Source organism: Vibrio sp. ED002 (genome assembly GCF_023277445.1).
GTDB classification, from domain to species: Bacteria; Pseudomonadota; Gammaproteobacteria; order Enterobacterales; family Vibrionaceae; genus Vibrio; species Vibrio jasicida.
Map to the genome: position 1 here is coordinate 1,944,869 of NZ_CP080238.1, position 19,843 is coordinate 1,964,711.

The following is a 19,843-nucleotide window of genomic DNA, read 5'->3' on the forward strand; positions in this document are numbered from 1 at the left end:
AAAGTGCGATTAACGCACTTTCAGAGTCGCTAGACCAATCAGAACAAGAACCATAGAAATAATCCAGAAGCGCACGATTACGCGAGGCTCTGGCCAACCTTTTAATTCGTAGTGATGGTGAATCGGTGCCATACGGAAAATACGCTGACCACGTAGTTTATAAGAACCTACCTGTAGAATTACCGATAGCGTTTCCATTACAAACACACCACCCATGATCACCAGTACCAACTCTTGACGAACCAGTACAGCGATAGTACCAAGCGCGCCACCTAGAGCAAGTGAACCAACATCGCCCATGAATACTTGTGCTGGGTAAGTGTTGAACCACAAGAAACCAAGGCCCGCACCAACGATTGCAGTACAAACGACAACCAGCTCAGAAGCGTGTGGGAGGTATGGAATATGAAGGTATTCAGAGAAGTTAATGTTACCTGTTGCCCAAGCAATCACAGCAAAGCCAGCCGCAACCAGAACCGTTGGCATGATAGCCAAGCCGTCTAGGCCATCGGTTAGGTTTACCGCATTACTAGTACCCACAATAACGAAGTAAGTGAGGATAATGTACATCAAGCCAAGTTGCGGCATGATGTCTTTAAAGAATGGCACAACAAGTTGAGTAGCTGCGGTATCTTTGCCGTAAGCGTACAACGCAAACGCCACGACAAATGCAATCAGCGACTGCCAAAAGTACTTCCAACGAGCAATCAGGCCGTCGGTATTCTTACGAACGACTTTACGATAATCATCAACAAAACCAATCGCCCCATAACCAAGCAGTACCGTCAGCACCGCCCACACGTATGGGTTCGATAAATCAGTCCATAAAAGAATAGTGATTGAAATAGCAGCCAAAATCATGATCCCCCCCATTGTAGGGGTACCACGCTTACTAAAGTGAGACTCTGGACCTTCGTTACGAACAACCTGACCAATTTGTAGCATCTGTAGACGCTTGATCATGATAGGCCCCATCCATAAAGACAGACCTAAAGCAGTAAGTACACTAAGGATTGCTCGAAACGACAGGTATTCAAACAATCGGAAAAAAGACAGGTATGGCTGTAGCAGCTCGGCAAGCCAAATAATCATTAATAATACTCCTTCAAAGCAGCAGCGACTTCAAACATACGAGCACCGTTCGCTCCTTTCACCAACATTGTATGGTGTTGAGGTGCGGTTTGGTCTAGATGCTGCTTGATGTAGTCAATCATCTCTGGATGTGTCTCGAAATGGATGCCATCACAAAGTTCACTAATGACCTTCGTGTCTGCACCATACGTGAGAACGTGTTCAAATTTTTGTGGGGCAGCATGTTCCCCGACTTGACGATGAAGTGCAAGACTTTCCTCACCCAACTCCGCCATATTGCCTAAAATCAACCAACGCTCACCTTGGAATGCACTAAGCAAGTCCACCGCGGCCTTCATCGCTGGAACACTCGCGTTATAGCTGTCATCAATTAGCTTGATTTTATCGCTGAGTTCCTCAACTTCGACTCGACCTTTCACTTTATTTAAATGTTTAAGGCCATCACGAACTTCTTCTAACGTCGCGCCCATTTGTAACGCAATGATAGAAGCCGCAATCGCATTCGCAACGTTGTGTTGACCTATAATACCCAGAGACAGTTCAATTTCTTGTGAGTCTATTGCGAGATGTAGGTTAAAGCTTGCTTCGCCGGCGGCGTTCATTACAACATTTGTTGCATAAAAGTCAGCATCTGTGTTCGTTTGAGAAAATGTGATGACTTGCTTATCGGCAAGAACATGGTTCCACTTCTCACCACCATTGCTATCGAGGTTCACAATCGCAACACCGCCCGCAGGCAATCCCTGATAAATCTCGCCTTTAGCCTGTTTTACGCCATCAATCGAACCGAATCCCTCTAAGTGAGCGGCGGCTACGTTGTTGACTAACGCAATGTTAGGATGAACCAGTTGAGTCGTGTATTCGATCTCACCAATATGGTTGGCCCCAAGCTCAATCACAGCGTAATCATCGTCTTGTTGCGATCTCAATAACGTAAGCGGAACACCAATGTCATTGTTGAAGTTGCCCGCGGTAAACAGCACTTTGCCTTTCAACTGCAGGATACTTGCAACCATCTCTTTTACTGTAGTTTTGCCACAACTGCCCGTAATCGCCACTGTCGGTGTTTGACACGAATTGTGTACCCAAGATGCGACTTCACCTAACGCTATCTTAGTATCGGTAACAACAACTTGAGGGACATTCACATTAAGTTGCTTTTGCACTAACAGTGCACCCGCCCCTGACTCCACCGCTTGTTGGCAGAAATCGTGAGCATCAAAACGCTCTCCAACCAAAGCAACAAAAAGAGCCCCCTGTTCGATCGCTCGAGTGTCGGTAGAAACAGATTCAATAGATAGGTCATTGCCAACCAGTTCACCGCCAGTCATATCCGCGACTTGAGAAAGCGTTACTGTGATCATGATGAAAGCCCCAATAGCGTCATGGCTGACTCGCGGTCAGAGTAATGGATGGTTCCAGAGTTTAGAATTTGGTAGTCCTCATGACCTTTACCTGCCAGAAGGATAATGTCTTGCGGAGAAGCATGTTCCAGTGCGTAAGACAGCGCTTTAAAACGGTCATGCTGCACAATCGCCTCAGCAGGTTTTGTTAGGCCGGCCAGCATGTCTTTCATGATCAGCACAGGGTCTTCACTGCGAGGGTTATCATCGGTAAGCACTATCTTGTCACCCAAACGCTCAGCGATTTCCGCCATCATTGGGCGCTTACCAGCATCACGGTCACCACCACAGCCGAAAATAGCCCAAAGCTCACCCTGGCAATGCACACGCAATGCTTGTAGCGCTTTTTCTAGCGCGTCAGGCGTGTGGGCGTAATCCACCACGACTTTTGCCTTGTCGTCAGCTTGGAAGAGTTCCATACGACCAAGAACAGGCTGTAATTGACCTGCCGTTGCCAGCAAATCTTGCTTGCTAAAACCGAGACTAAGTAACGTTGTGAATGCCAACATCAGGTTCGCTGCATTGAACTCGCCAATCAGCGGCGCATGAAGTATTCCTTCACCAAACTTGCCATCAAACTCAATCGTAATGCCTGACTCTGCGTAAACAATGTCAGTAGCAAATACGGATTGTAGGAATTCTGAATTCGGCTTGAGTGAAACAGCTATGGCATTCGATAATTGCTTCGCCCACGCAGCTCCCACTGTATCATCGACATTGATGATCGCATGCTCGCATTGGTGAGTGGTAAACAGCATCAGCTTCGCCTTTGCATATTCTTCCATCGTGCCATGATAATCCAAGTGATCACGGCTCAGATTGGTGAACACACCAGCGGTAAAAGACAATGCTTTAACACGACCTTGAATCAGACCATGAGAGGAAACTTCAAGCGCAGTGTAATGTGCTTTTTGCTCGGCGAGCGAGGATAGGGTCTTTTGGATTTCAACTGCGTTGCCTGTGGTGTTTGCGGCTTCTTGCAGATCATCTAGAAAGCCATTCCCTGTTGTCCCCATTACCGCCGCTTTGGAACCGACCAAATCAATCCATTGGGCAATAAGCTGAGTGATGGTGGTTTTGCCGTTGGTGCCAGTGACACCAATCAGCTCCATATTGGGATAATGGTAGAACTGACCTGCGATTTGAGAAAGGCACTTATCCAGTGCATCGAGGTAAATCACTGGAACATTATCAACAATCTCAATCGTACCGTGTGCTTTTCGCTCACAGGCTTGAGCGATCGCCGCGTTAGCACCTTGCTGGATGGCCTTCGCGATAAAATTACGTCCATCGACAGCATGGCCAATGATGGCAACAAAAGTAGTGCCGGACTGAACTCGTCTACTATCGAGTTCCAGTTCAGAGACAAGAACGGACGACAAACTTGGGCAATCAACCCAATTGGAAAGCAGCGCGTCCATACTGATGGCTTTGGTCATATTTGTTCTCCGAGCTTTAGCTCAGCTTTCTAGATTTTGTTTCTCAGTAAACATCGAAGCCTACTGTTGGAATTTGTTTTCGTCAGGGGCAACATTCAGAATTTGCAGCGCGCCTTTCATGATTTCAGAAAAGACTGGCGAAGCAACTGAACCGCCATAGTAGTCATCACCTTGCGGTTCATTAACTACAACAACCAATGCAAGTCTTGGATCGCTCACAGGAGCAACACCGGCCGTGTAGTTGATGTACTCATCACTATAGCCACCAGCGGTTGCTTTTCGAGCCGTACCCGTTTTGGCGCCAACTCGATAGCCCGGAACCGCAGCACGACGGGCTGAACCGCCTTTTTGCGTTACCGTTTCCAGCATATCGAGTACAAGGCGTGCATTTTTTTGGCTAACAACTTGGCGAGCCATATCGTTGTCGTTACTTTCGATAATATGAATCGGCTCATATTTACCTAAGTTACCCAAGGTTGCGTAAGCATGCGCTAACTGAATTGGGGTCACCGATAAACCGTAACCAAAGGCGATAGTGGCGCGTTCAATTGGCGACCAACGCGAGCGACTCGGGAAAATACCCACAACTTCACCGACTAAGTTCAAGCCAGAAAGTTCTCCCAACCCAACAGAACTGTATAAACCAAGCAATGCTTCTACTGGCATACGCATAGCTAACTTGGTCACACCGATATTACTCGATTTCTTCAAGATGGTCGTTAAGCTCGCTTTTCCTACCTTTGGTGCATCACGAACACGGCTGCCACCCAATTGAAGAATACCGTTTCCAGTATCGACGATGGTGTCTTTATCTGCGACCTCATTTTCTAAGGCGGCTAAAACAACGAATGGCTTAATTGTAGAGCCAGGCTCTAAAGAGTCGGTGATTACTCGGTTACGCATTTTGTAACTTTGCCAATCGCTACGATTATTTGGGTTGTAAGAAGGTGCATTCACCATCGCGAGAACCGCACCCGTTTTCACATCAAGAATCACAACCGATCCAGATGTTGCACGGTGATCGGCTACAGCCTGCTTGATAGCACGATACGCCACCGCTTGAATGCGCTGATCAATTGTCAGTTGCAGTGGTTTACCTTCTTGTTTCTCTTCAAGAGCAATGTTTTCTACCACGCGCCCATAACGGTCTTTACGAATGGTTTTCTTGCCTGCAGCACCAGTTAACCATTCATCATAGCTTCGCTCTACACCTTCTAGACCATGACCATCAATCCCCGTAACACCGACTAAGTGAGCACTAACCTCACCAGCAGGATAGTAACGACGAGATTCAGATTTCAAGCCTACACCGGGTAGTTTGAGTTCACGAATGTAGTTAGCCATCGCAGGGCTTACCTGACGCTGAAGGTAAATAAAGCGACGCTTTTCATTTTTCTTGATCTTATTGATCAGGCCTTGTCGGTCCAAACCAAGAACGTCAGCTAATGCATACCAACTTTTGGTTTGCTGTAGCGCGCCCTCTTTGAAGATGGTTTTTGGATCGGCCCATACAGCCTCAACAGGAACACTAACGGCAAGAGGTTCGCCATTACGATCAGAGATGATACCGCGCGCAGAAGGAATGGCTTTAACACGGACTGAACGAAGGTCACCTTGCTTGATAAGGTTATCAGGCTCGATGATTTGAATGTAGGCAACGCGCCCAACGAGTAGGGCAAATGCACAAAAGACGAAAAACAGCAGTAACTGAAAGCGCCAGCGAATCAAAAAGGATTCGGGTTCAACAACGTCTGTTTCTTGGGGTTCTTTTGCTTCTTTGGTGGGTTGCGACTTTGCAGCAACCACTTTCTTTTCTTTGGCTGCTGGCTTGCGCGAATTTCCTTGTTTCGATTTGGCTTTCTTTCCAATCATTTTAGCGTGATAACCACTTCTTTATCGCCATCTGGTCGTTTCATTTCAAGATCCTTCTTTGCCAAGTCTTGAACGCGACTGTGTTCCGCGAGGGCTGTTTCTTCCAACATTAGGTTGCGCCATTCGCTATCCAATCGCTCTCGCTCAACCAATGTATGATCTTTTTCAGTGATCGCTTGACGCGCATGATGGGTGGCAAAGACCACTCCCATTGCCGATGAGAATATTAAAATCATCAACAATAACGACCAGCGACCAACGGAAATTAAATCCGTCGCAATCAACTTAGCAAGATTAGGAGTGGTTTTCGTCATAATAATTAAAGCTTTTCTGCAATTCTTAGTACTGAACTACGAGAGCGAGGGTTGAGTTCGATTTCTTGCTTCGTTGGCTTAATCGCCTTGCTCACCGCTTTCATGTTTGCACTGCCCAATGCTCGGATTTGTTCTTCCGTCATTGGGATGCCATGTGGCACTTCTGGGCCTTTGCTCTCTTTACGGATAAAGCGTTTCACCATGCGGTCTTCCAACGAATGGAAGCTGATGACCGATAGGCGACCTTCTGGAGCCAAAATGCTTGCCGCGCCTTTTAGTGCAGTATCAATTTCTTCTAATTCACTATTGATGTAAATGCGAAAAGCCTGAAAAGCACGGGTTGCTGGGTGTTTTTTCTCTTTGAAGCTCTTTGGTGCGGCGTCCGAAATCAACTTCGCTAGCTGACCAGTGCGAACCATCGGCTCGTTTTCTTCGTCTTCGCGGTATGCCACGATAGCTTTGGCAATGCGACGTGCATGTTTGTCTTCACCAAACTCACGAATCACCCAAGTGATATCATCAAGATCAGCTTCCATCAACCATTGTGAAACTGGAACGCCAGAAGTCGGGTCCATACGCATATCTAACGGGCCATCTTTCATAAAGCTAAAGCCACGTTCAGCATCATCAAGCTGTGGAGAAGAAACGCCAAGGTCTAGTAATACACCATCGACTTTACCCACAAGATCGTACTCTTCTGCATACTGTGCCATGCCTGAAAATGGGCCATGGATGATAGTAAAACGAGGATCGTCAATTTTGCCTGCTTCAGCAATTGCTTGAGGGTCGCGATCGATGCTGTACAAGCGGCCGTTTTCGCCTAATTTCGACAAGATAGTTCGGCTGTGACCGCCACGGCCAAATGTTCCATCGATATAGATACCATCGGGTTTGATAGCCAAGCCATCAATGGATTCATTTAATAACACTGAGATATGTTGAAATGTTTCGGTCATAGCTTTCTCGTTGAATGATCTTGAAGCGATTCTTTAGTGTACTGATTTCCCACATCATCGCCACCTCAAGTCTAAAGTTAGACGTGATTCAGCGCCAAGTTTATTGGTAATGACATAGTTTGCGTCAATAAAATGCAAAAAACCCATCACTACCGAAGTAGTGATGGGTCTCGAATAGGTGGAGCCGACACATAAGCCGGGTTCTGTTCCGCTTGCGCGGCGGTAGCCATTCGTCTAGGCCAGCAATCACTCACTGGCTCGAGCAACCTACCCGCCTCCTTACGCGAGCAACGCAATGTGGAGGCCTATTTGGTCTTGCTTCAGGTGGAGTTTACCCTGCTACGAACTATTACTAGTCGTCCGGTGCGCTCTTACCGCACCCTTTCACCCTTACCTGTGCCCTAAGGCCATCGGCGGTCTTCTCTCTGCTGCACTTGTCGTAGGCTTGCGCCCCCCAGGCGTTACCTGGCACCTTGCTCTATGAAGCCCGGACTTTCCTCCCCTTTGTCAGTCTCCCGAAGGACGTCAACGTCAGTCTCCCAAAGGGACCTCAACGTCAGTCTCCCGAAGGACATCAACAAAGCAGCGACTACCCAGTCAGCTCCGAGGGCGGATTGTATAGAGTTATCTACTCAGAGTCTAGTGAGATCACAGAATTGCTGAAAACGGCGGGTTAAGTGCTCAAAAAGACAGCAGCGAATGAAAACGCTTCGCTCCGAGAGAAAGAAAAATGGAGCACTAAGGTTTGGAACTCGAGATCATGATGCTCCGAAGGATGGCCTTGAAAGTTAAAGTGGGAAAATAAATGCACAGTTACATTAACAACGCACTTCTTATCCCTGTCTATGTAAGATTAAAAATCTCCTGCACTCATAAACAACAAAAGGAGAGTCGCGTTAACGACTCCCCTTCTTAATCTTATCTAGATAACTCTGAAAACTAACGGCGCTTAAAGGAAACTACCGAAGCGCCAACGCTCTACGGACTTCTAGTTGAGATTCTCTAAGCCCCACTTATAAAGTGCGTTCTTTTTCAGGCTGTAGATTTCTGCGGCTAATGCTGCAGCTTTCTTTAACGGCAGTTCTTTCGTCAGAATAGCCAAAGTGCGGGTCGCTTCGTCTGGTAGCGATTCTTCGCTTGAATCACGGTGACCGTGAATAAGGAGTACCATCTCACCACGTTGTTGGTTTCCGTCACTTTTCACCCATTCAATTAGTTCGCCAAGTGGCATTCCCTGAATAGTTTCAAAGGTTTTCGTTAACTCACGAGCTAACACGACTTCTCGTTCTGGGCCAAGAACGTCTAACATGTCTTGTAGAGAGTCTAAAATGCGATGCGGTGATTCATAAAAGATACAAGTGCGTTCCACTGACGCAATTTCTAAGAACTTGTCTTTACGGCCTTTGCTTTTCGGTGGTAGAAAGCCTTCAAAGCTAAAACGATCCGATGGCAAGCCCGACGCACTTAACGCAGTGATGACCGCACACGCACCAGGAAGAGGCACAACTCTAACGCCCGCTTGACGACATTTTGTTACCAAGTGGTATCCTGGATCGCTTATTAGCGGCGTACCAGCATCAGACACCAAAGCGATTGACTGACCTGATAGTAGCTTTTCAACCAAAACTTGCGCTTTTTGCTGCTCGTTATGATCGTGTAGCGCGAAAGTTTTGGTTTGGATATTGAAGTGAGACAGTAATTTGCCCGTATGTCGAGTATCCTCAGCGGCAATGATGTCCACATTCGACAGAACTTCGATAGCACGTTGAGTGATATCCGCTAAATTTCCGATTGGAGTCGGTACGATGTAGAGAGTTGGCCCCTCATTCGGCAACTTATTTTTATCTGTCATTTGTTTACGATCACTTCAACGATTAATATAGAGACAATTTTGTACAAAATTATAGAGAACTCACGGCAATGATGAACCATAAGAGACTCAGTGTACCACGCTTACTCACTCCTGTTGCACTGGCAATTACGCTCGCCGCCTGTTCTTCAGGCCCGCGCCAACCAGATAGCGTAGACATTACACTAGAGCCTACACAGTCTGCTCAGAACTACATGATTCAAGCTGATAGCACGGAAGGTAGCCTACAAAACGACTGGTTGATCATGGCTGCAAAAGCGGCGATTCAAGCCAACGAATTGGATCAAGCAGAGTTGCTTATCAAGCGACTTGGCCGCCAGCAATTGACCGAAGTTCAACAAGCTGAATGGCAACTGGCTCGAGCGACCATACAACAAAAGCAAGGCAATTACTCTCAATTGCTGCAAACGTTGAACTTCCAATCATGGTGGAAGCTGCCAAGTGAGCAGTGGAAAGACTACTACCAATTGCGTGCTGACGCTTATCAAAGTCTGAACCAACCGTTCGAAGCAAACCGTCAGCTCGTAGCTCAAGGTCAATATGCTTCATCCGCAGAACAACGTGAGATCTCTAGCCGAATTTGGATGAATTTTGGCAGCTATTCTGAAAACGAATTAACGTCATTGCAAACAGCGCCAAATGAAGATGTGCTGGACGGGTGGCTGCAATTAGCTATCTACGCCAAAACACTTTCAAGTAACTTACCTCAATTACAAAACACCTTAGAGCGCTGGTTAGACGAAAATCCATCACACCCAGCTGCGGTTTATACGCCAGCAGAAATCCAAAATATCTTGTCGCTGGATATTGTGAAACCAAACAATACGGCGCTGTTGTTACCACTAACCGGTAAATTTGCACCGCAAGCTCAGTTGATCCGTGATGGTTTCATCTTCGCAATGATGAATGATGATGCACGCGACCCAAGTGCAACGTTAACCGTAATTGATACTCACGCGTACAGTGCAGACCAAATCAAACAGCGCTTAATCAATGAGAATATCGACTTTGTTGTGGGACCACTACAGAAAGAAAACGTTGAGAAACTGCAAGCAACACTAGATGGCTCAGAAACTGGTGTGAAGATCCCAGCACTGGCATTGAACATCCCAGAGGAAGTTCAACCAGGAACAGACATGTGTTACCTAGCACTGTCTCCAGAGCAAGAAGTCGCACAAGCGGCGAAGTACCTTTTCAATCAGGGCTACCAATTCCCAATGATCTTGGCTCCGAATGGCGCCTACGGTCAGCGTGTGGTTGAAGCCTTCAATGAAGAGTGGCGCAAGTACAGCTCAAATAAAGTGGCTTCGAGCTACTTTGGCGATAAACGTCAGTTACAGAAGAACATTAACAATGTATTCGGTCTACAAGAGAGCCAGCAGCGTATAGCCCAAATGCAGTCACTCATGCGTATTTCTTTAGAGAGCCCACCACGCAGTCGTCGTGATGTCGATGCGGTTTACATTGTCGCACGAAGCTCTGAGCTAACACTGATTAAGCCCTTTATTGAAGTAGCGATTAACCCAGATGCGAAGCCGCCAAAACTGTTCTCAAATTCACGCAGTAACAGTGGTGGTGCAACGTATGAAGATCTATCTGGTGTGGCTTACAGTGACATTCCAATGTTGATCAACCCTGACCCTACCGTTATGGCAGAAATGAACGAGTTATGGTCAGATCAATCCAACATGGAAAAACGTTTAGAAGCACTTGGTATGGACGCCTATAAGCTCATTGGTGAGTTACCACAGATGAAGCTTCTGCCGGGTTACTCAGTAAGCGGCCAAACAGGTGTACTTAGCATTGACAACAACTGTGTTGTGCAACGCGAGCTAGACTGGGCCGAGCGTGGGGCTCTTTAGCAAGCGACAAATCGGTGATCAATACGAAACCCTGGCGAAGCAATATTTGCAGCGTCAGGGTTTACGCTTTATAGCTCAAAACTTTCTGACCAAAGTCGGCGAAATTGATTTAATCTTCCAACAAGGTGAAACTATCGTCTTTGTTGAGGTCAAATATCGTAATAATGATCGCTTTGGCTCAGCAGCAGAGATGGTCACTCGCGCAAAAATGCGTAAACTAGTCAAAACAGCCCAAATTTGGCTAAGCCAGCAAAAACGTATGGCACAAAATATAGATTATCGGTTTGATGTGGTCGCCATTCACGACAGTGGTAGAGACATTAACTGGATACAAAATGCAATCTCTGAAGGATAAACGATGCTAGACAGCATTAAAGACAGTTTTACAGAAAGTATTCAAATTCAAATTGCGGCAGCAGAAGCGCTGCCAGATGCCATCACTCACGCCGCTCAAGCAATGGTGTCGAGCCTGCTCAATGGCAACAAAATCCTATGCTGTGGCAACGGTGGCAGTGCTTCGAACTCGCAACAGTTTGTCTCTTGCCTTTTGAACCGATTCGAAACTGAACGCCCTAGCCTTCCAGCAATGGCTTTAACAGCAGACAACACAACATTGACTGCTGTAGCGAACGATTACCACTACCAAGAGATCTTCTCTAAGCAAGTACGCGCATTTGGTCAACCGGGCGATATCTTGTTGGCGATCTCAACCAGCGGCAACAGCAAAAACGTCATTAAAGCAATGGAAGCCGCAGTAACTCGCGACATGACGATCATTGCTTTTACGGGTAAAGATGGTGGTGAGATGGCTGGTCTACTGGGTGAGCACGACGTTGAAATTCGTATTCCATCCCACCGTACAGCGCGCATTCATGAAGTTCATATGGTGACACTTCACTGCCTGTGCGATCTAATCGACCAAGTGCTTTTCCCAGCTCACGAAGAATAATCCAGATTGAGAGTTTAGAATTATGATACGTAGTCTTGTCATTTTATGTGCAGCACTCAGTATGAGTGGTTGTGCAGGTTTATTTATTGCCGGGGCAGCGACAACTGCCAATATCGTCACTGATACGCGAACCACCAAAGAGATTTGGCAAGACAACAACATCGAATTCGAAGTTGCGGCCATCGGTAACAAAGCCCCCTTCAAAGGCAAGGCTCGTATCGTCGCTAGCGCATACAACGGAACGGTTGTTCTAATGGGACAAGCACCGACTCAAGAGCTCATCAATGAGTTTGAAAATCGAGCACGTGAAGTTGATGGCGTTGAGAACATCCATAATCAAATTAAACAGAAAGAGCCACTGAGCGTAACTCAAATCAGCAACGACAGTTGGATTACCACAAAAGTAAAATCCGCCTTGTTGACTGACAGCGATCTAAACGGAGTGAAAGTAAAAGTCATTACCGAAGACAGCGACGTATTCTTATTTGGTTACGTGACACCTGAGCAAAGTCAGAAAGCAACTGATATCGCACGAAACATTTCTGGAGTAAAACAAGTCATTAAAGGGTTCCAATACGGCGATGAAAAACCACTCGAAGTGGAAGAGTCCGAAGTGGTGAAAAGCCAAGAAGCTGAAGTCAGTGACTTGAATACCACAACAAAAGCAACGCCGATAGAAGAAACCGACATGAATTAGTGTTGCAGCGTAGATAAATGAAAAGAAAAAAGCAGCGTAAACGCTGCTTTTTTTATTTGATAACTCTTAAGCTTGGTCTGCCTTTCGGGCGAGGCGTTTCTTCCTCTTCCGATTCGGTTTCCGCAGCCTCAGAAGGCTCATCGCTTACGGTAGAGAACGTTGGAGATACATCTTCCTCAACAATCCCTTCTTCTTCGATGTGAGTGTAAGCTTCTTCAGGCTCAAACATAGTCCCAGCGCCATTCTCGCGAGCATAGATAGCTTGAACAGCATACACTGGCACGATAACGGAATGCGGGCGACCACTAAAGCGGGCTTGAAAGGTAATCGCATCATTACCCAACTCTAGATGACCAACAGCACGTGGAGCAATATTCAAGATGATTTGACCATCTTGAATAAACTCAACTGGTACACGCACACCTGGCATAGTTGCATCTACAACCAAGTGCGGAGTTAAGTCGTTGTCTACTAGCCAATCGTAAAATGCACGAAGCATATACGGACGGCGAGCAGTCATTTTAGCAATATCCATAACAAGTAAACTGAACCGTTAATTAGCGAACTAGGCGCATTTCACGTTCAGCTTCTGTTAGAGAAGCTAGGAATGAATCACGTTCAAACACGCGGTTCATGTAAACCTTGATTTCTTTTGAGCCAGGGCCAACAAGATCAATACCTAGTTGAGGTAGACGCCACAATAGTGGTGCTAGGTAACAATCGATTAGGCTGAACTCTTCACTCATGAAGTATTCGTACTCAGCAAAGATAGGCGCTAGAGTCAGAAGATCATTACGTAGTTTAGTACGCGCTTTTTCTGATTCTTCCGCGTTACCCTTAACCACTTTTTCAGCGAGTGAGTACCAGTTACGTTCGATACGGTACATCATCAAACGGCTGTTACCACGAGCTACTGGGTAAACAGGCATTAGAGGTGGATGAGGGAAACGCTCGTCCAGGTACTCCATGATGATTTTTGAATCGTAAAGAGCTAGCTCACGGTCAACAAGAGTTGGCACTGATTTGTATGGGTTTAACTCTACAAGCTCAGCAGGAAGGTTTGCTTCATCTACAAGCTCAACTTCAACGCTTACGCCTTTTTCAGCTAGTACGATGCGAACCTGATGGCTATACAAATCTGATGCACTTGAGAAAAGAGTCATCACAGAACGTTTATTGGCAGCTACAGCCATGGAGCCCTCCAGTACACTTACAAATAAAAATAATGGAGGCGCTAGCCTCCATTATTCGTCAATTAAAATTGGGAATTAGCACGGTATAATAGCACAATTAATGCACATCACGCCAATACTCTTTCTTGAGCAACACGACAACGATAGTTAATAGAACTAGGAAGCCCATAACCCACCAGCCAATTGCATGACGTTCTAGTTGAACAGGGTCACCGGAGTACACCAAGAAGTTCACGAGGTCGCCGACTGCTTTGTCGTATTCGCCAGAACTTAGCTCACCAGTACCGCTGGTTTGTGTGCCAACAACGACTTGTACTTCTTCACCATCTACGATTTTAGTGCCGTAAACTGGCATAGGAATACCTTGAAGCTCTTCAAGCACATGCGGCATACCAACACTTGGGAATACAATGTTGTTCACCCCAAATGGACGAGATGGGTCAACATAGAAAGAACGCAGGTAAGTGTATAGCCAATCTGCACCACGAACTCGAGCAACCAAAGTTAAGTCTGGTGGCGGAGCACCAAACCAGTCAGCCGCTTGCTTCGCAGGCATTGCATTTACCATTAGATCACCAACCTTTGCTTCTGGATCGAAGATCAGGTTTTCTTTCATTAGATCAATCGGAATATCCAAGTCTGTCGCAACACGCTCGTAACGCTGGTATTGCGTTGAGTGACAAGCAAAACAGTAGTTCATGAATAGTTTCGCGCCATTTTGCAGCGAAGCCTTATCCGTTAAGTCCACGTTCGCCTTATCTAACGGAACGTTGGCACCCGCTGCCATAACAAGAGACGGCAGCATAGCAAATAGAATTACAATCCACTTCTTCATTTGAATGTCACCCTCTCTGGTAATGGTTTGGTTGCTTCATTTTTGCTGTAGAAGAACAGCAATACAAAGAACATGAAGTAACACAAGCTAAAGATCTGAGACAGAATCGTGTACAACGGCGTTGCCGGCAATGCACCCAAAATACCCAGAGCAATAAAGGCGATAGTGAATTGAATAATATTAAATAGATGGATCTTACTACGGTAACGGTACGAACGTACTTTACAGCGATCCAGCCAAGGAAGAACAAACAGCACCACAATAGACGCGCCCATTAGGATTACACCCAATAGTTTGTCTGGAACCGCACGCAAGATTGCGTAAAACGGCGTGAAGTACCATACCGGAGCGATGTGCTCAGGTGTCTTCAATGGGTTTGCTGCCTCAAAGTTAGGCGGTTCAAGGAAGTACCCACCCATTTCTGGGTTGAAGAACAATACATAACAGAAGAAGAACAAGAAGCCAGCAACACCAACAAGATCCTTAACCGTACCGTATGGATGGAAAGGAATTGAGTCGATGATGTCGTATTTCTTCGTGTAGTATTCGTGGAACTTAAATTGCGTATTGTAATCGTCACCCATAGAGCCTTTTGGTAGCTTCGTTTCGATACCATCAGGGTTGTTAGAGCCGACTTCGTGCAGGGCCAGTACGTGTAGCACAACAAGAAGAAGCAGAACGATAGGTAGTGCAATTACATGTAGTGCGAAGAAACGGTTTAGTGTTGCACCTGAGATGATGTAGTCACCACGGATCCAAAGCGTTAGGTCGTCGCCAATAACAGGAATCGCACCAAATAGAGAAATGATTACCTGAGCACCCCAATATGACATCTGACCCCATGGTAGTAGATAACCCATGAACGCTTCTGCCATTAGAACCAAGAAGATCAACATACCGAAGATCCACAGTAGCTCACGAGGCTTTTGGTAAGAACCGTAGATCAGACCACGGAACATGTGTAGGTACACAACGACAAAGAACGCCGAAGCGCCAGTTGAGTGCATGTAACGCAATAGCCAACCGTACTCAACATCACGCATGATGTATTCAATAGAAGCAAACGCGCCATCGCCAGACGGAACGTAGTTCATCGTTAGCCAAATACCGGTAAGAATCTGGTTAACAAGTACCAACATTGCCAAGGAACCGAAAAGGTACCAAAAGTTGAAGTTCTTTGGCATTGGGTATTCAGACAAGTGCTTTTTATAAGCATTCATCGCTGGAATACGTTTTTCTACCCAGTCTAATATCGCTTGCATTATGCATCTCCCTCATCAACACCGATCATGAGCTTGGTGTCGCTCAAGTACATGTGCTTAGGAACGACCAAGTTCAGTGGCGCTGGAACACCCTGGAACACTCGACCAGCCATATCAAACTTAGAACCATGACAAGGACAGAAGAAGCCCGACTTAACGCCTTGTACTTGTTCTGAGAACGTATCTGGTAGGTAAGTAGGTGAACAGCCCAAGTGAGTACAGAAACCAACCGCCACAAAATACTCAGGTTTGATCGAGCGGTACTCGTTCTGAGCATAAACTGGTTGTTGTTCCATTTCTGATTGCGGGTCACGAAGCTGACCATCAATACTCTTAAGATTATCGACCACTTCTTGAGTTCGGCGTACTACCCATACAGGCTTACCCTGCCACTCAACACGGACCATTTGGCCTGGTTCAATTTTACTGATATCCACTTCCACCGGCGCGCCAGCAGCTTTCGCTTTGGCACTCGGGTTCCATGATTTGATAAAAGGAACGGCGACGGCAGCTGCCCCTAAGCCACCAACAACTGCCGTTGTAGCGGTTAGAAAACGCCTGCGACCGTTATTTAAAGGCGCGTTGCTCATCCAAACATTCTCCCATTTGCTCCCTTTGGATCGTTATTATTCCGCTTATAAGAGCATGGCTAACAAATTATGAATTTAGTTCTATTTATTGGGGGGAAATGATAAAGAAAACCCTACTTTTTGACAAGATAAAGCTACCTTTTTGTAACATTTGTGAGGCAAATCGCCCACGCCGTCACAAAAGCGGCAAAATTATAAAAAATAGATGTGATTTGTAACAAGAAAGCGAAACGAATAACGACTAAAAACAAGAGCTAACGCCTTTTATTTCGGTTGTTTTCAGCGGATTAAGCAGAAAGATATTTCAAGAATGTGAAGGTACTCTCCACTTTTATCATGTGCGATTTGTAGCACGAATAAATTACATAAAGCAGTACATAAGACAAACAAATGTTGCCAGGATATTAAGGAGAGATGCTGAAGCGACGGGAAACAAAAAACAGACGTTTAACTGAGGTTATAAAAACAGAAGGCTATAAAAACAAAAAGCTCGGCATATAGCCGAGCTTTGGTACACAGTATCCAGAGAAACTCTGGAAAAGCATAATTTCCAGTAAGAGGAAATTAACGCTTAGAGAACTGTGGACGACGACGTGCTTTACGTAGACCAACTTTCTTACGTTCAACGCAACGAGCGTCACGAGTAACGTAACCAGCTGCACGTAGAGCAGGACGGAAAGACTCATCGTATTCCATAAGAGCGCGAGTGATACCGTGACGGATAGCACCAGCTTGACCAGAAATACCGCCACCTTTAACAGTAACGTATAGGTCTAGCTTCTCAGTTAGTTCAACTAGCTCAAGAGGTTGTTTAACAACCATGCGAGAAGTTGGACGACCGAAGTACTCATCAAGGCTACGCTTGTTGATTACGATGTTGCCGCTGCCTGGTTTGATGAAAACACGCGCAGCTGAGCTTTTGCGACGGCCAGTGCCGTAGTATTGATTCTCTGCCATTTTCGAAATCCCCAATTAGATGTCTAGTACTTGTGGTTGTTGAGCAACATGGTTGTGCTCAGCGCCCGCGTAAACTTTAAGCTTACGGTACATAGCACGGCCTAGAGGACCACGTGGAAGCATGCCTTTAACTGCTAGCTCAAGAACCATCTCAGGTTTACGATCGATCAACTTTTCAAAAGTGATAGATTTTAGACCACCTGGGAATTCAGAGTGACGGTAGTACACTTTGCCTTTAGCTTTGTTGCCAGTTACAGCAACTTTCTCAGCGTTGATAACGATGATGTAATCACCAGTGTCAACGTGAGGAGTGTACTCAGCTTTATGTTTGCCACGTAGGCGAGATGCAATTTCACTTGCTAGACGGCCAAGAGTTTTACCCTCTGCGTCTACAACATACCAGTCGCGTTTTACAGTTTCTGGTTTAGCAACGAAAGTTTTCATGCTAATAATAACCCGTTAATTAAATTTTAAACTTTAAAGGAACACAGTATTGTGTTCCCACACTGTCTAAGAGCCCAGTCATCACCCCTTCGAGTCGTTGGTTCTCTCGACCTTCTATGCCGAAATAACTTCGATATTCAGGTCTGCAGTAACGGTGGGTCGCAGGATTATAGAGAAGAGCGAAGAAAAAATCACCTTTTTTTGCGCCAAATCACTAATTTTTTCTTCACTTTTTTAAGATGAGTTGCTGTTTTTTACGCCAGATGCTCTCTCGCTAGGTATTCGCGACTCTGCATCTCAGTTAATCGAGACAAACAACGCTTAAACTCAAATTCCAGTAGCCCATCGCTATAAAGCGCCTCCATCGCCACTTCGGCGGAAATGATTAATTTCACGTTTCTCTCGTAAAACTCATCGACTAACGCAATAAAGCGCCTTGCTGCATCATCGACTTTACGGTCCATCTGCATCACGTCCGCAAGCAATACGGTGTGGTAGATTCGAGACAGCTCAATGTAATCATTTTGGCTACGCGGAGTTTGGCACAACTGAGCAAAAGAAGCATGCAACACACCATCACTGGCCTCAATCACTGCAACCTCGCGATGATTCACTTCAATCGTATTCGTTGCGGCTTTTCTTTCCCCAATCAGCTGTTGGTAGTATTGATTAAGGTTAACGGACGCTTGCTCATCAAGTGGGTAATGGTAAATCTCAGCTTGCTCTAGGGTTCTTAAACGGTAGTCCACACCACTATCGACATTGAGCACATCACAACGCTCTACGATCATGGCAATTGCAGGCATGAAACGTGCTCGTTGCAAACCATTGCGATATAGATTTTGAGGTTCAATATTCGAGGTCGCGACCAAAATCATTTGACGTTTAAACATCTCTTGAAGCAACGTCGCTAAGATCATTGCATCGGTAATGTCTGAAACGAAAAACTCATCAAAACAAACAATATCTGATTCTTTCTTAAACAAGTCTGCCACTTTAGAAAGCGGATTTTCTACATCACCTAAACGCCTTAATTCATCATGTACTCGGTACATAAAGCGATGAAAATGCACCCTCATTTTCCTTTCTGTTGGTAAGGCGTCAAAAAAGGCATCCATAAGATAAGTTTTACCGCGCCCTACACCTCCCCAAAAGTACAGTCCTTTAGGAGGTTCTGGCATTTCGACTTTTTTACCTAGTAACTTTTGCCAAGTGCTAAGCTGAGGAATAGGTGTAGACTGAAAGTCGGCGATGGCATGGTAAAGTTCATCTAAAGCGACGACCGCGCTATATTGCGCTTCATCACGTTGGAATCCATGCTTGGCTATGTCTTGTTGGTATCGTTTTAATGGTGTCATGGCACTGGGTCGTATCAGAGGTACAGAGAAATTTTGTCACCTCGGGGTCAGTATTAGGAATAGAGAGATGTGGATATCAGTCCCCGAAGACATACCGCTATTTTTCTTTATCGGCTGTTCAAGCCATAGTAACATGGACAAGCACCGCGTGTAACTAAGTAGTAAAAGACTTGTTAAAACAACTATAAGGAGCAGTTATGCCTTGGATTTATGCCATTGTGGGTTTGCTGGTCGGTACAATCGTAGGCGTAGTCATTAGTAGACTAACCACCCCCGAATACAAAAAACAAAAGTCTGTGCAAAAAGAGCTAGAAGCAGCCAAATTTGAACTAGAGCAACAACGTCAAGAGCTGGTCGATCACTTTGCACAAACCGCAGAAATGTTGGATACGCTAGGTAAAGATTACACTAAGCTGTACCAACATATGGCAAAGACTTCATCAGAACTCTTGCCAAACTTGCCTGAGCAAGACAACCCATTCGACAAGAAAACGGCGATGTCTTCAGAGCAAATTGAAGAGCAACCATCTGAAGTCAATGAACAACCAAAAGACTATGCCAATGGCGCAACCGGCCTTTTGAAAGATAAAGAAAAAGAGATCATCGACGCACCTGAAGCCGTCACAGCAAAAGCCTCTTAATCTTCTCTCTTCTTCCTATTGGGTCAATACATATTCATTTCTTATCAATTTGTGTTGACCCTTTTTGAACTTTTCTTAAGCAACTCATCTCTAACTTGCAGTGACCTGC

General features: G+C 45.7%; 20 protein-coding genes and 1 other RNA gene. 5 read left to right on the top strand and 16 right to left on the bottom strand.

Annotated features, from left to right (window positions below; genetic code table 11):
- Nucleotides 1-9: 9 nt before the first annotated feature.
- From mraY to rsmI, 8 genes are all read right to left on the bottom strand, one after another.
- A complete protein-coding gene (gene mraY / locus ITG12_RS08930) occupies nt 10-1,092 on the bottom strand; it encodes a phospho-N-acetylmuramoyl-pentapeptide-transferase (protein ID WP_038866256.1) in 1,083 nt (360 codons plus the stop codon).
- Nucleotides 1,092-2,456, bottom strand: a complete 1,365-nt coding sequence (gene murF / locus ITG12_RS08935; RefSeq protein WP_042605359.1) for a UDP-N-acetylmuramoyl-tripeptide--D-alanyl-D-alanine ligase — start codon at nt 2,454-2,456, stop codon at nt 1,092-1,094. The genes mraY and murF overlap by 1 nt, the downstream gene beginning before the upstream one ends.
- Nucleotides 2,453-3,934 carry a UDP-N-acetylmuramoyl-L-alanyl-D-glutamate--2,6-diaminopimelate ligase gene (gene murE, locus ITG12_RS08940; RefSeq protein ID WP_248872970.1) on the bottom strand — a complete coding sequence of 494 codons (1,482 nt, stop codon included), beginning with the start codon at nt 3,932-3,934 and terminating at the stop codon, nt 2,453-2,455. The genes murF and murE overlap by 4 nt, the downstream gene beginning before the upstream one ends.
- A 60-nt stretch (nt 3,935-3,994) precedes the next feature.
- Complete coding sequence (locus ITG12_RS08945; protein ID WP_248872971.1) at nt 3,995-5,806, bottom strand: penicillin-binding transpeptidase domain-containing protein; 1,812 nt, start codon at nt 5,804-5,806, stop codon at nt 3,995-3,997.
- Nucleotides 5,803-6,120, bottom strand: a complete 318-nt coding sequence (ftsL, locus tag ITG12_RS08950; RefSeq protein WP_038866253.1) for a cell division protein FtsL — start codon at nt 6,118-6,120, stop codon at nt 5,803-5,805. Before ftsL ends, ITG12_RS08945 begins: the two co-directional genes overlap by 4 nt.
- A gap of 5 nt (nt 6,121-6,125) precedes the next feature.
- On the bottom strand, nt 6,126-7,076 hold the full coding sequence (rsmH, locus tag ITG12_RS08955; protein ID WP_038866252.1) for a 16S rRNA (cytosine(1402)-N(4))-methyltransferase RsmH: 951 nt from the start codon (nt 7,074-7,076) through the stop codon (nt 6,126-6,128).
- 176 nt (nt 7,077-7,252) lie between these two features.
- An RNA gene (gene rnpB, locus ITG12_RS08960) (RNase P RNA component class A) lies at nt 7,253-7,681 on the bottom strand.
- A gap of 383 nt (nt 7,682-8,064) precedes the next feature.
- Entirely contained in the window at nt 8,065-8,928 is an 864-nt protein-coding gene (gene rsmI / locus ITG12_RS08965; RefSeq protein ID WP_038866251.1) for a 16S rRNA (cytidine(1402)-2'-O)-methyltransferase, read from the bottom strand.
- Between the two features lie 68 nt (nt 8,929-8,996).
- Between rsmI and ITG12_RS08970 the strand changes: the two genes are divergently transcribed.
- Genes ITG12_RS08970 through ITG12_RS08985 form a run of 4 tightly spaced genes read left to right on the top strand, consistent with a single transcriptional unit; the run spans nt 8,997 to nt 12,454 of the window.
- Nucleotides 8,997-10,808: a penicillin-binding protein activator gene (locus tag ITG12_RS08970; protein WP_248872972.1), complete on the top strand. Its 1,812-nt coding sequence runs from the start codon at nt 8,997-8,999 to the stop codon at nt 10,806-10,808.
- Complete coding sequence (locus ITG12_RS08975) at nt 10,795-11,163, top strand: YraN family protein (RefSeq protein ID WP_038878239.1); 369 nt, start codon at nt 10,795-10,797, stop codon at nt 11,161-11,163. Before ITG12_RS08970 ends, ITG12_RS08975 begins: the two co-directional genes overlap by 14 nt.
- A gap of 3 nt (nt 11,164-11,166) precedes the next feature.
- Nucleotides 11,167-11,757, top strand: coding sequence for a phosphoheptose isomerase (locus ITG12_RS08980; protein ID WP_038866245.1), 591 nt, complete (start codon nt 11,167-11,169; stop codon nt 11,755-11,757).
- A gap of 22 nt (nt 11,758-11,779) precedes the next feature.
- A complete protein-coding gene (locus ITG12_RS08985; RefSeq protein WP_248872973.1) occupies nt 11,780-12,454 on the top strand; it encodes a BON domain-containing protein in 675 nt (224 codons plus the stop codon).
- A gap of 52 nt (nt 12,455-12,506) precedes the next feature.
- On the opposite strand, the gene sspB is transcribed toward ITG12_RS08985, so the two are convergent.
- The 8 genes from sspB to zapE all read right to left on the bottom strand — a co-directional run bounded on the left by sspB (nt 12,507) and on the right by zapE (nt 19,093).
- A complete protein-coding gene (gene sspB / locus ITG12_RS08990) occupies nt 12,507-12,989 on the bottom strand; it encodes a ClpXP protease specificity-enhancing factor (RefSeq protein ID WP_038866241.1) in 483 nt (160 codons plus the stop codon).
- A gap of 22 nt (nt 12,990-13,011) precedes the next feature.
- Nucleotides 13,012-13,647 (bottom strand): stringent starvation protein SspA, encoded by a 636-nt coding sequence (gene sspA, locus ITG12_RS08995; protein WP_005436105.1) that lies wholly within the window; start codon nt 13,645-13,647, stop codon nt 13,012-13,014.
- A gap of 97 nt (nt 13,648-13,744) precedes the next feature.
- A complete protein-coding gene (locus tag ITG12_RS09000) occupies nt 13,745-14,482 on the bottom strand; it encodes a cytochrome c1 (RefSeq protein ID WP_038878240.1) in 738 nt (245 codons plus the stop codon).
- Nucleotides 14,479-15,744 carry a cytochrome bc complex cytochrome b subunit gene (locus tag ITG12_RS09005; protein WP_038866236.1) on the bottom strand — a complete coding sequence of 422 codons (1,266 nt, stop codon included), beginning with the start codon at nt 15,742-15,744 and terminating at the stop codon, nt 14,479-14,481. Before ITG12_RS09005 ends, ITG12_RS09000 begins: the two co-directional genes overlap by 4 nt.
- Nucleotides 15,744-16,334: a ubiquinol-cytochrome c reductase iron-sulfur subunit gene (gene petA, locus ITG12_RS09010; protein WP_038866234.1), complete on the bottom strand. Its 591-nt coding sequence runs from the start codon at nt 16,332-16,334 to the stop codon at nt 15,744-15,746. Before petA ends, ITG12_RS09005 begins: the two co-directional genes overlap by 1 nt.
- Before the next feature lie 564 nt (nt 16,335-16,898).
- The gene (rpsI, locus tag ITG12_RS09015) at nt 16,899-17,291 is read right to left on the bottom strand and encodes a 30S ribosomal protein S9 (protein WP_038866232.1); all 393 of its coding nucleotides are present in this window, start codon (nt 17,289-17,291) and stop codon (nt 16,899-16,901) included.
- Nucleotides 17,292-17,306: 15 nt separating this feature from the next.
- Entirely contained in the window at nt 17,307-17,735 is a 429-nt protein-coding gene (gene rplM / locus ITG12_RS09020; protein ID WP_005436093.1) for a 50S ribosomal protein L13, read from the bottom strand.
- Between the two features lie 254 nt (nt 17,736-17,989).
- On the bottom strand, nt 17,990-19,093 hold the full coding sequence (gene zapE, locus ITG12_RS09025; protein WP_248872974.1) for a cell division protein ZapE: 1,104 nt from the start codon (nt 19,091-19,093) through the stop codon (nt 17,990-17,992).
- A 197-nt stretch (nt 19,094-19,290) separates the two neighbouring features.
- Between zapE and zapG the strand changes: the two genes are divergently transcribed.
- Entirely contained in the window at nt 19,291-19,734 is a 444-nt protein-coding gene (gene zapG, locus ITG12_RS09030; protein ID WP_038866227.1) for a Z-ring associated protein ZapG, read from the top strand.
- Nucleotides 19,735-19,843: the final 109 nt, after the last annotated feature.

Bases quoted from the DNA above. Each gene is read 5' to 3' on its own strand.
- mraY (WP_038866256.1), bottom strand. From the start codon at position 1,092: ATGATTATTTGGCTTGCCGAGCTGCTACAGCCATACCTGTCTTTTTTC.
- murF (WP_042605359.1), bottom strand. From the start codon at position 2,456: ATGATCACAGTAACGCTTTCTCAAGTCGCGGATATGACTGGCGGTGAA.
- murE (WP_248872970.1), bottom strand. From the start codon at position 3,934: ATGACCAAAGCCATCAGTATGGACGCGCTGCTTTCCAATTGGGTTGAT.
- ITG12_RS08945 (WP_248872971.1), bottom strand. From the start codon at position 5,806: ATGATTGGAAAGAAAGCCAAATCGAAACAAGGAAATTCGCGCAAGCCA.
- ftsL (WP_038866253.1), bottom strand. From the start codon at position 6,120: ATGACGAAAACCACTCCTAATCTTGCTAAGTTGATTGCGACGGATTTA.
- rsmH (WP_038866252.1), bottom strand. From the start codon at position 7,076: ATGACCGAAACATTTCAACATATCTCAGTGTTATTAAATGAATCCATT.
- rsmI (WP_038866251.1), bottom strand. From the start codon at position 8,928: ATGACAGATAAAAATAAGTTGCCGAATGAGGGGCCAACTCTCTACATC.
- ITG12_RS08970 (WP_248872972.1), top strand. From the start codon at position 8,997: ATGATGAACCATAAGAGACTCAGTGTACCACGCTTACTCACTCCTGTT.
- ITG12_RS08980 (WP_038866245.1), top strand. From the start codon at position 11,167: ATGCTAGACAGCATTAAAGACAGTTTTACAGAAAGTATTCAAATTCAA.
- ITG12_RS08985 (WP_248872973.1), top strand. From the start codon at position 11,780: ATGATACGTAGTCTTGTCATTTTATGTGCAGCACTCAGTATGAGTGGT.
- sspB (WP_038866241.1), bottom strand. From the start codon at position 12,989: ATGGATATTGCTAAAATGACTGCTCGCCGTCCGTATATGCTTCGTGCA.
- sspA (WP_005436105.1), bottom strand. From the start codon at position 13,647: ATGGCTGTAGCTGCCAATAAACGTTCTGTGATGACTCTTTTCTCAAGT.
- ITG12_RS09000 (WP_038878240.1), bottom strand. From the start codon at position 14,482: ATGAAGAAGTGGATTGTAATTCTATTTGCTATGCTGCCGTCTCTTGTT.
- ITG12_RS09005 (WP_038866236.1), bottom strand. From the start codon at position 15,744: ATGCAAGCGATATTAGACTGGGTAGAAAAACGTATTCCAGCGATGAAT.
- petA (WP_038866234.1), bottom strand. From the start codon at position 16,334: ATGAGCAACGCGCCTTTAAATAACGGTCGCAGGCGTTTTCTAACCGCT.
- rpsI (WP_038866232.1), bottom strand. From the start codon at position 17,291: ATGGCAGAGAATCAATACTACGGCACTGGCCGTCGCAAAAGCTCAGCT.
- rplM (WP_005436093.1), bottom strand. From the start codon at position 17,735: ATGAAAACTTTCGTTGCTAAACCAGAAACTGTAAAACGCGACTGGTAT.
- zapE (WP_248872974.1), bottom strand. From the start codon at position 19,093: ATGACACCATTAAAACGATACCAACAAGACATAGCCAAGCATGGATTC.
- zapG (WP_038866227.1), top strand. From the start codon at position 19,291: ATGCCTTGGATTTATGCCATTGTGGGTTTGCTGGTCGGTACAATCGTA.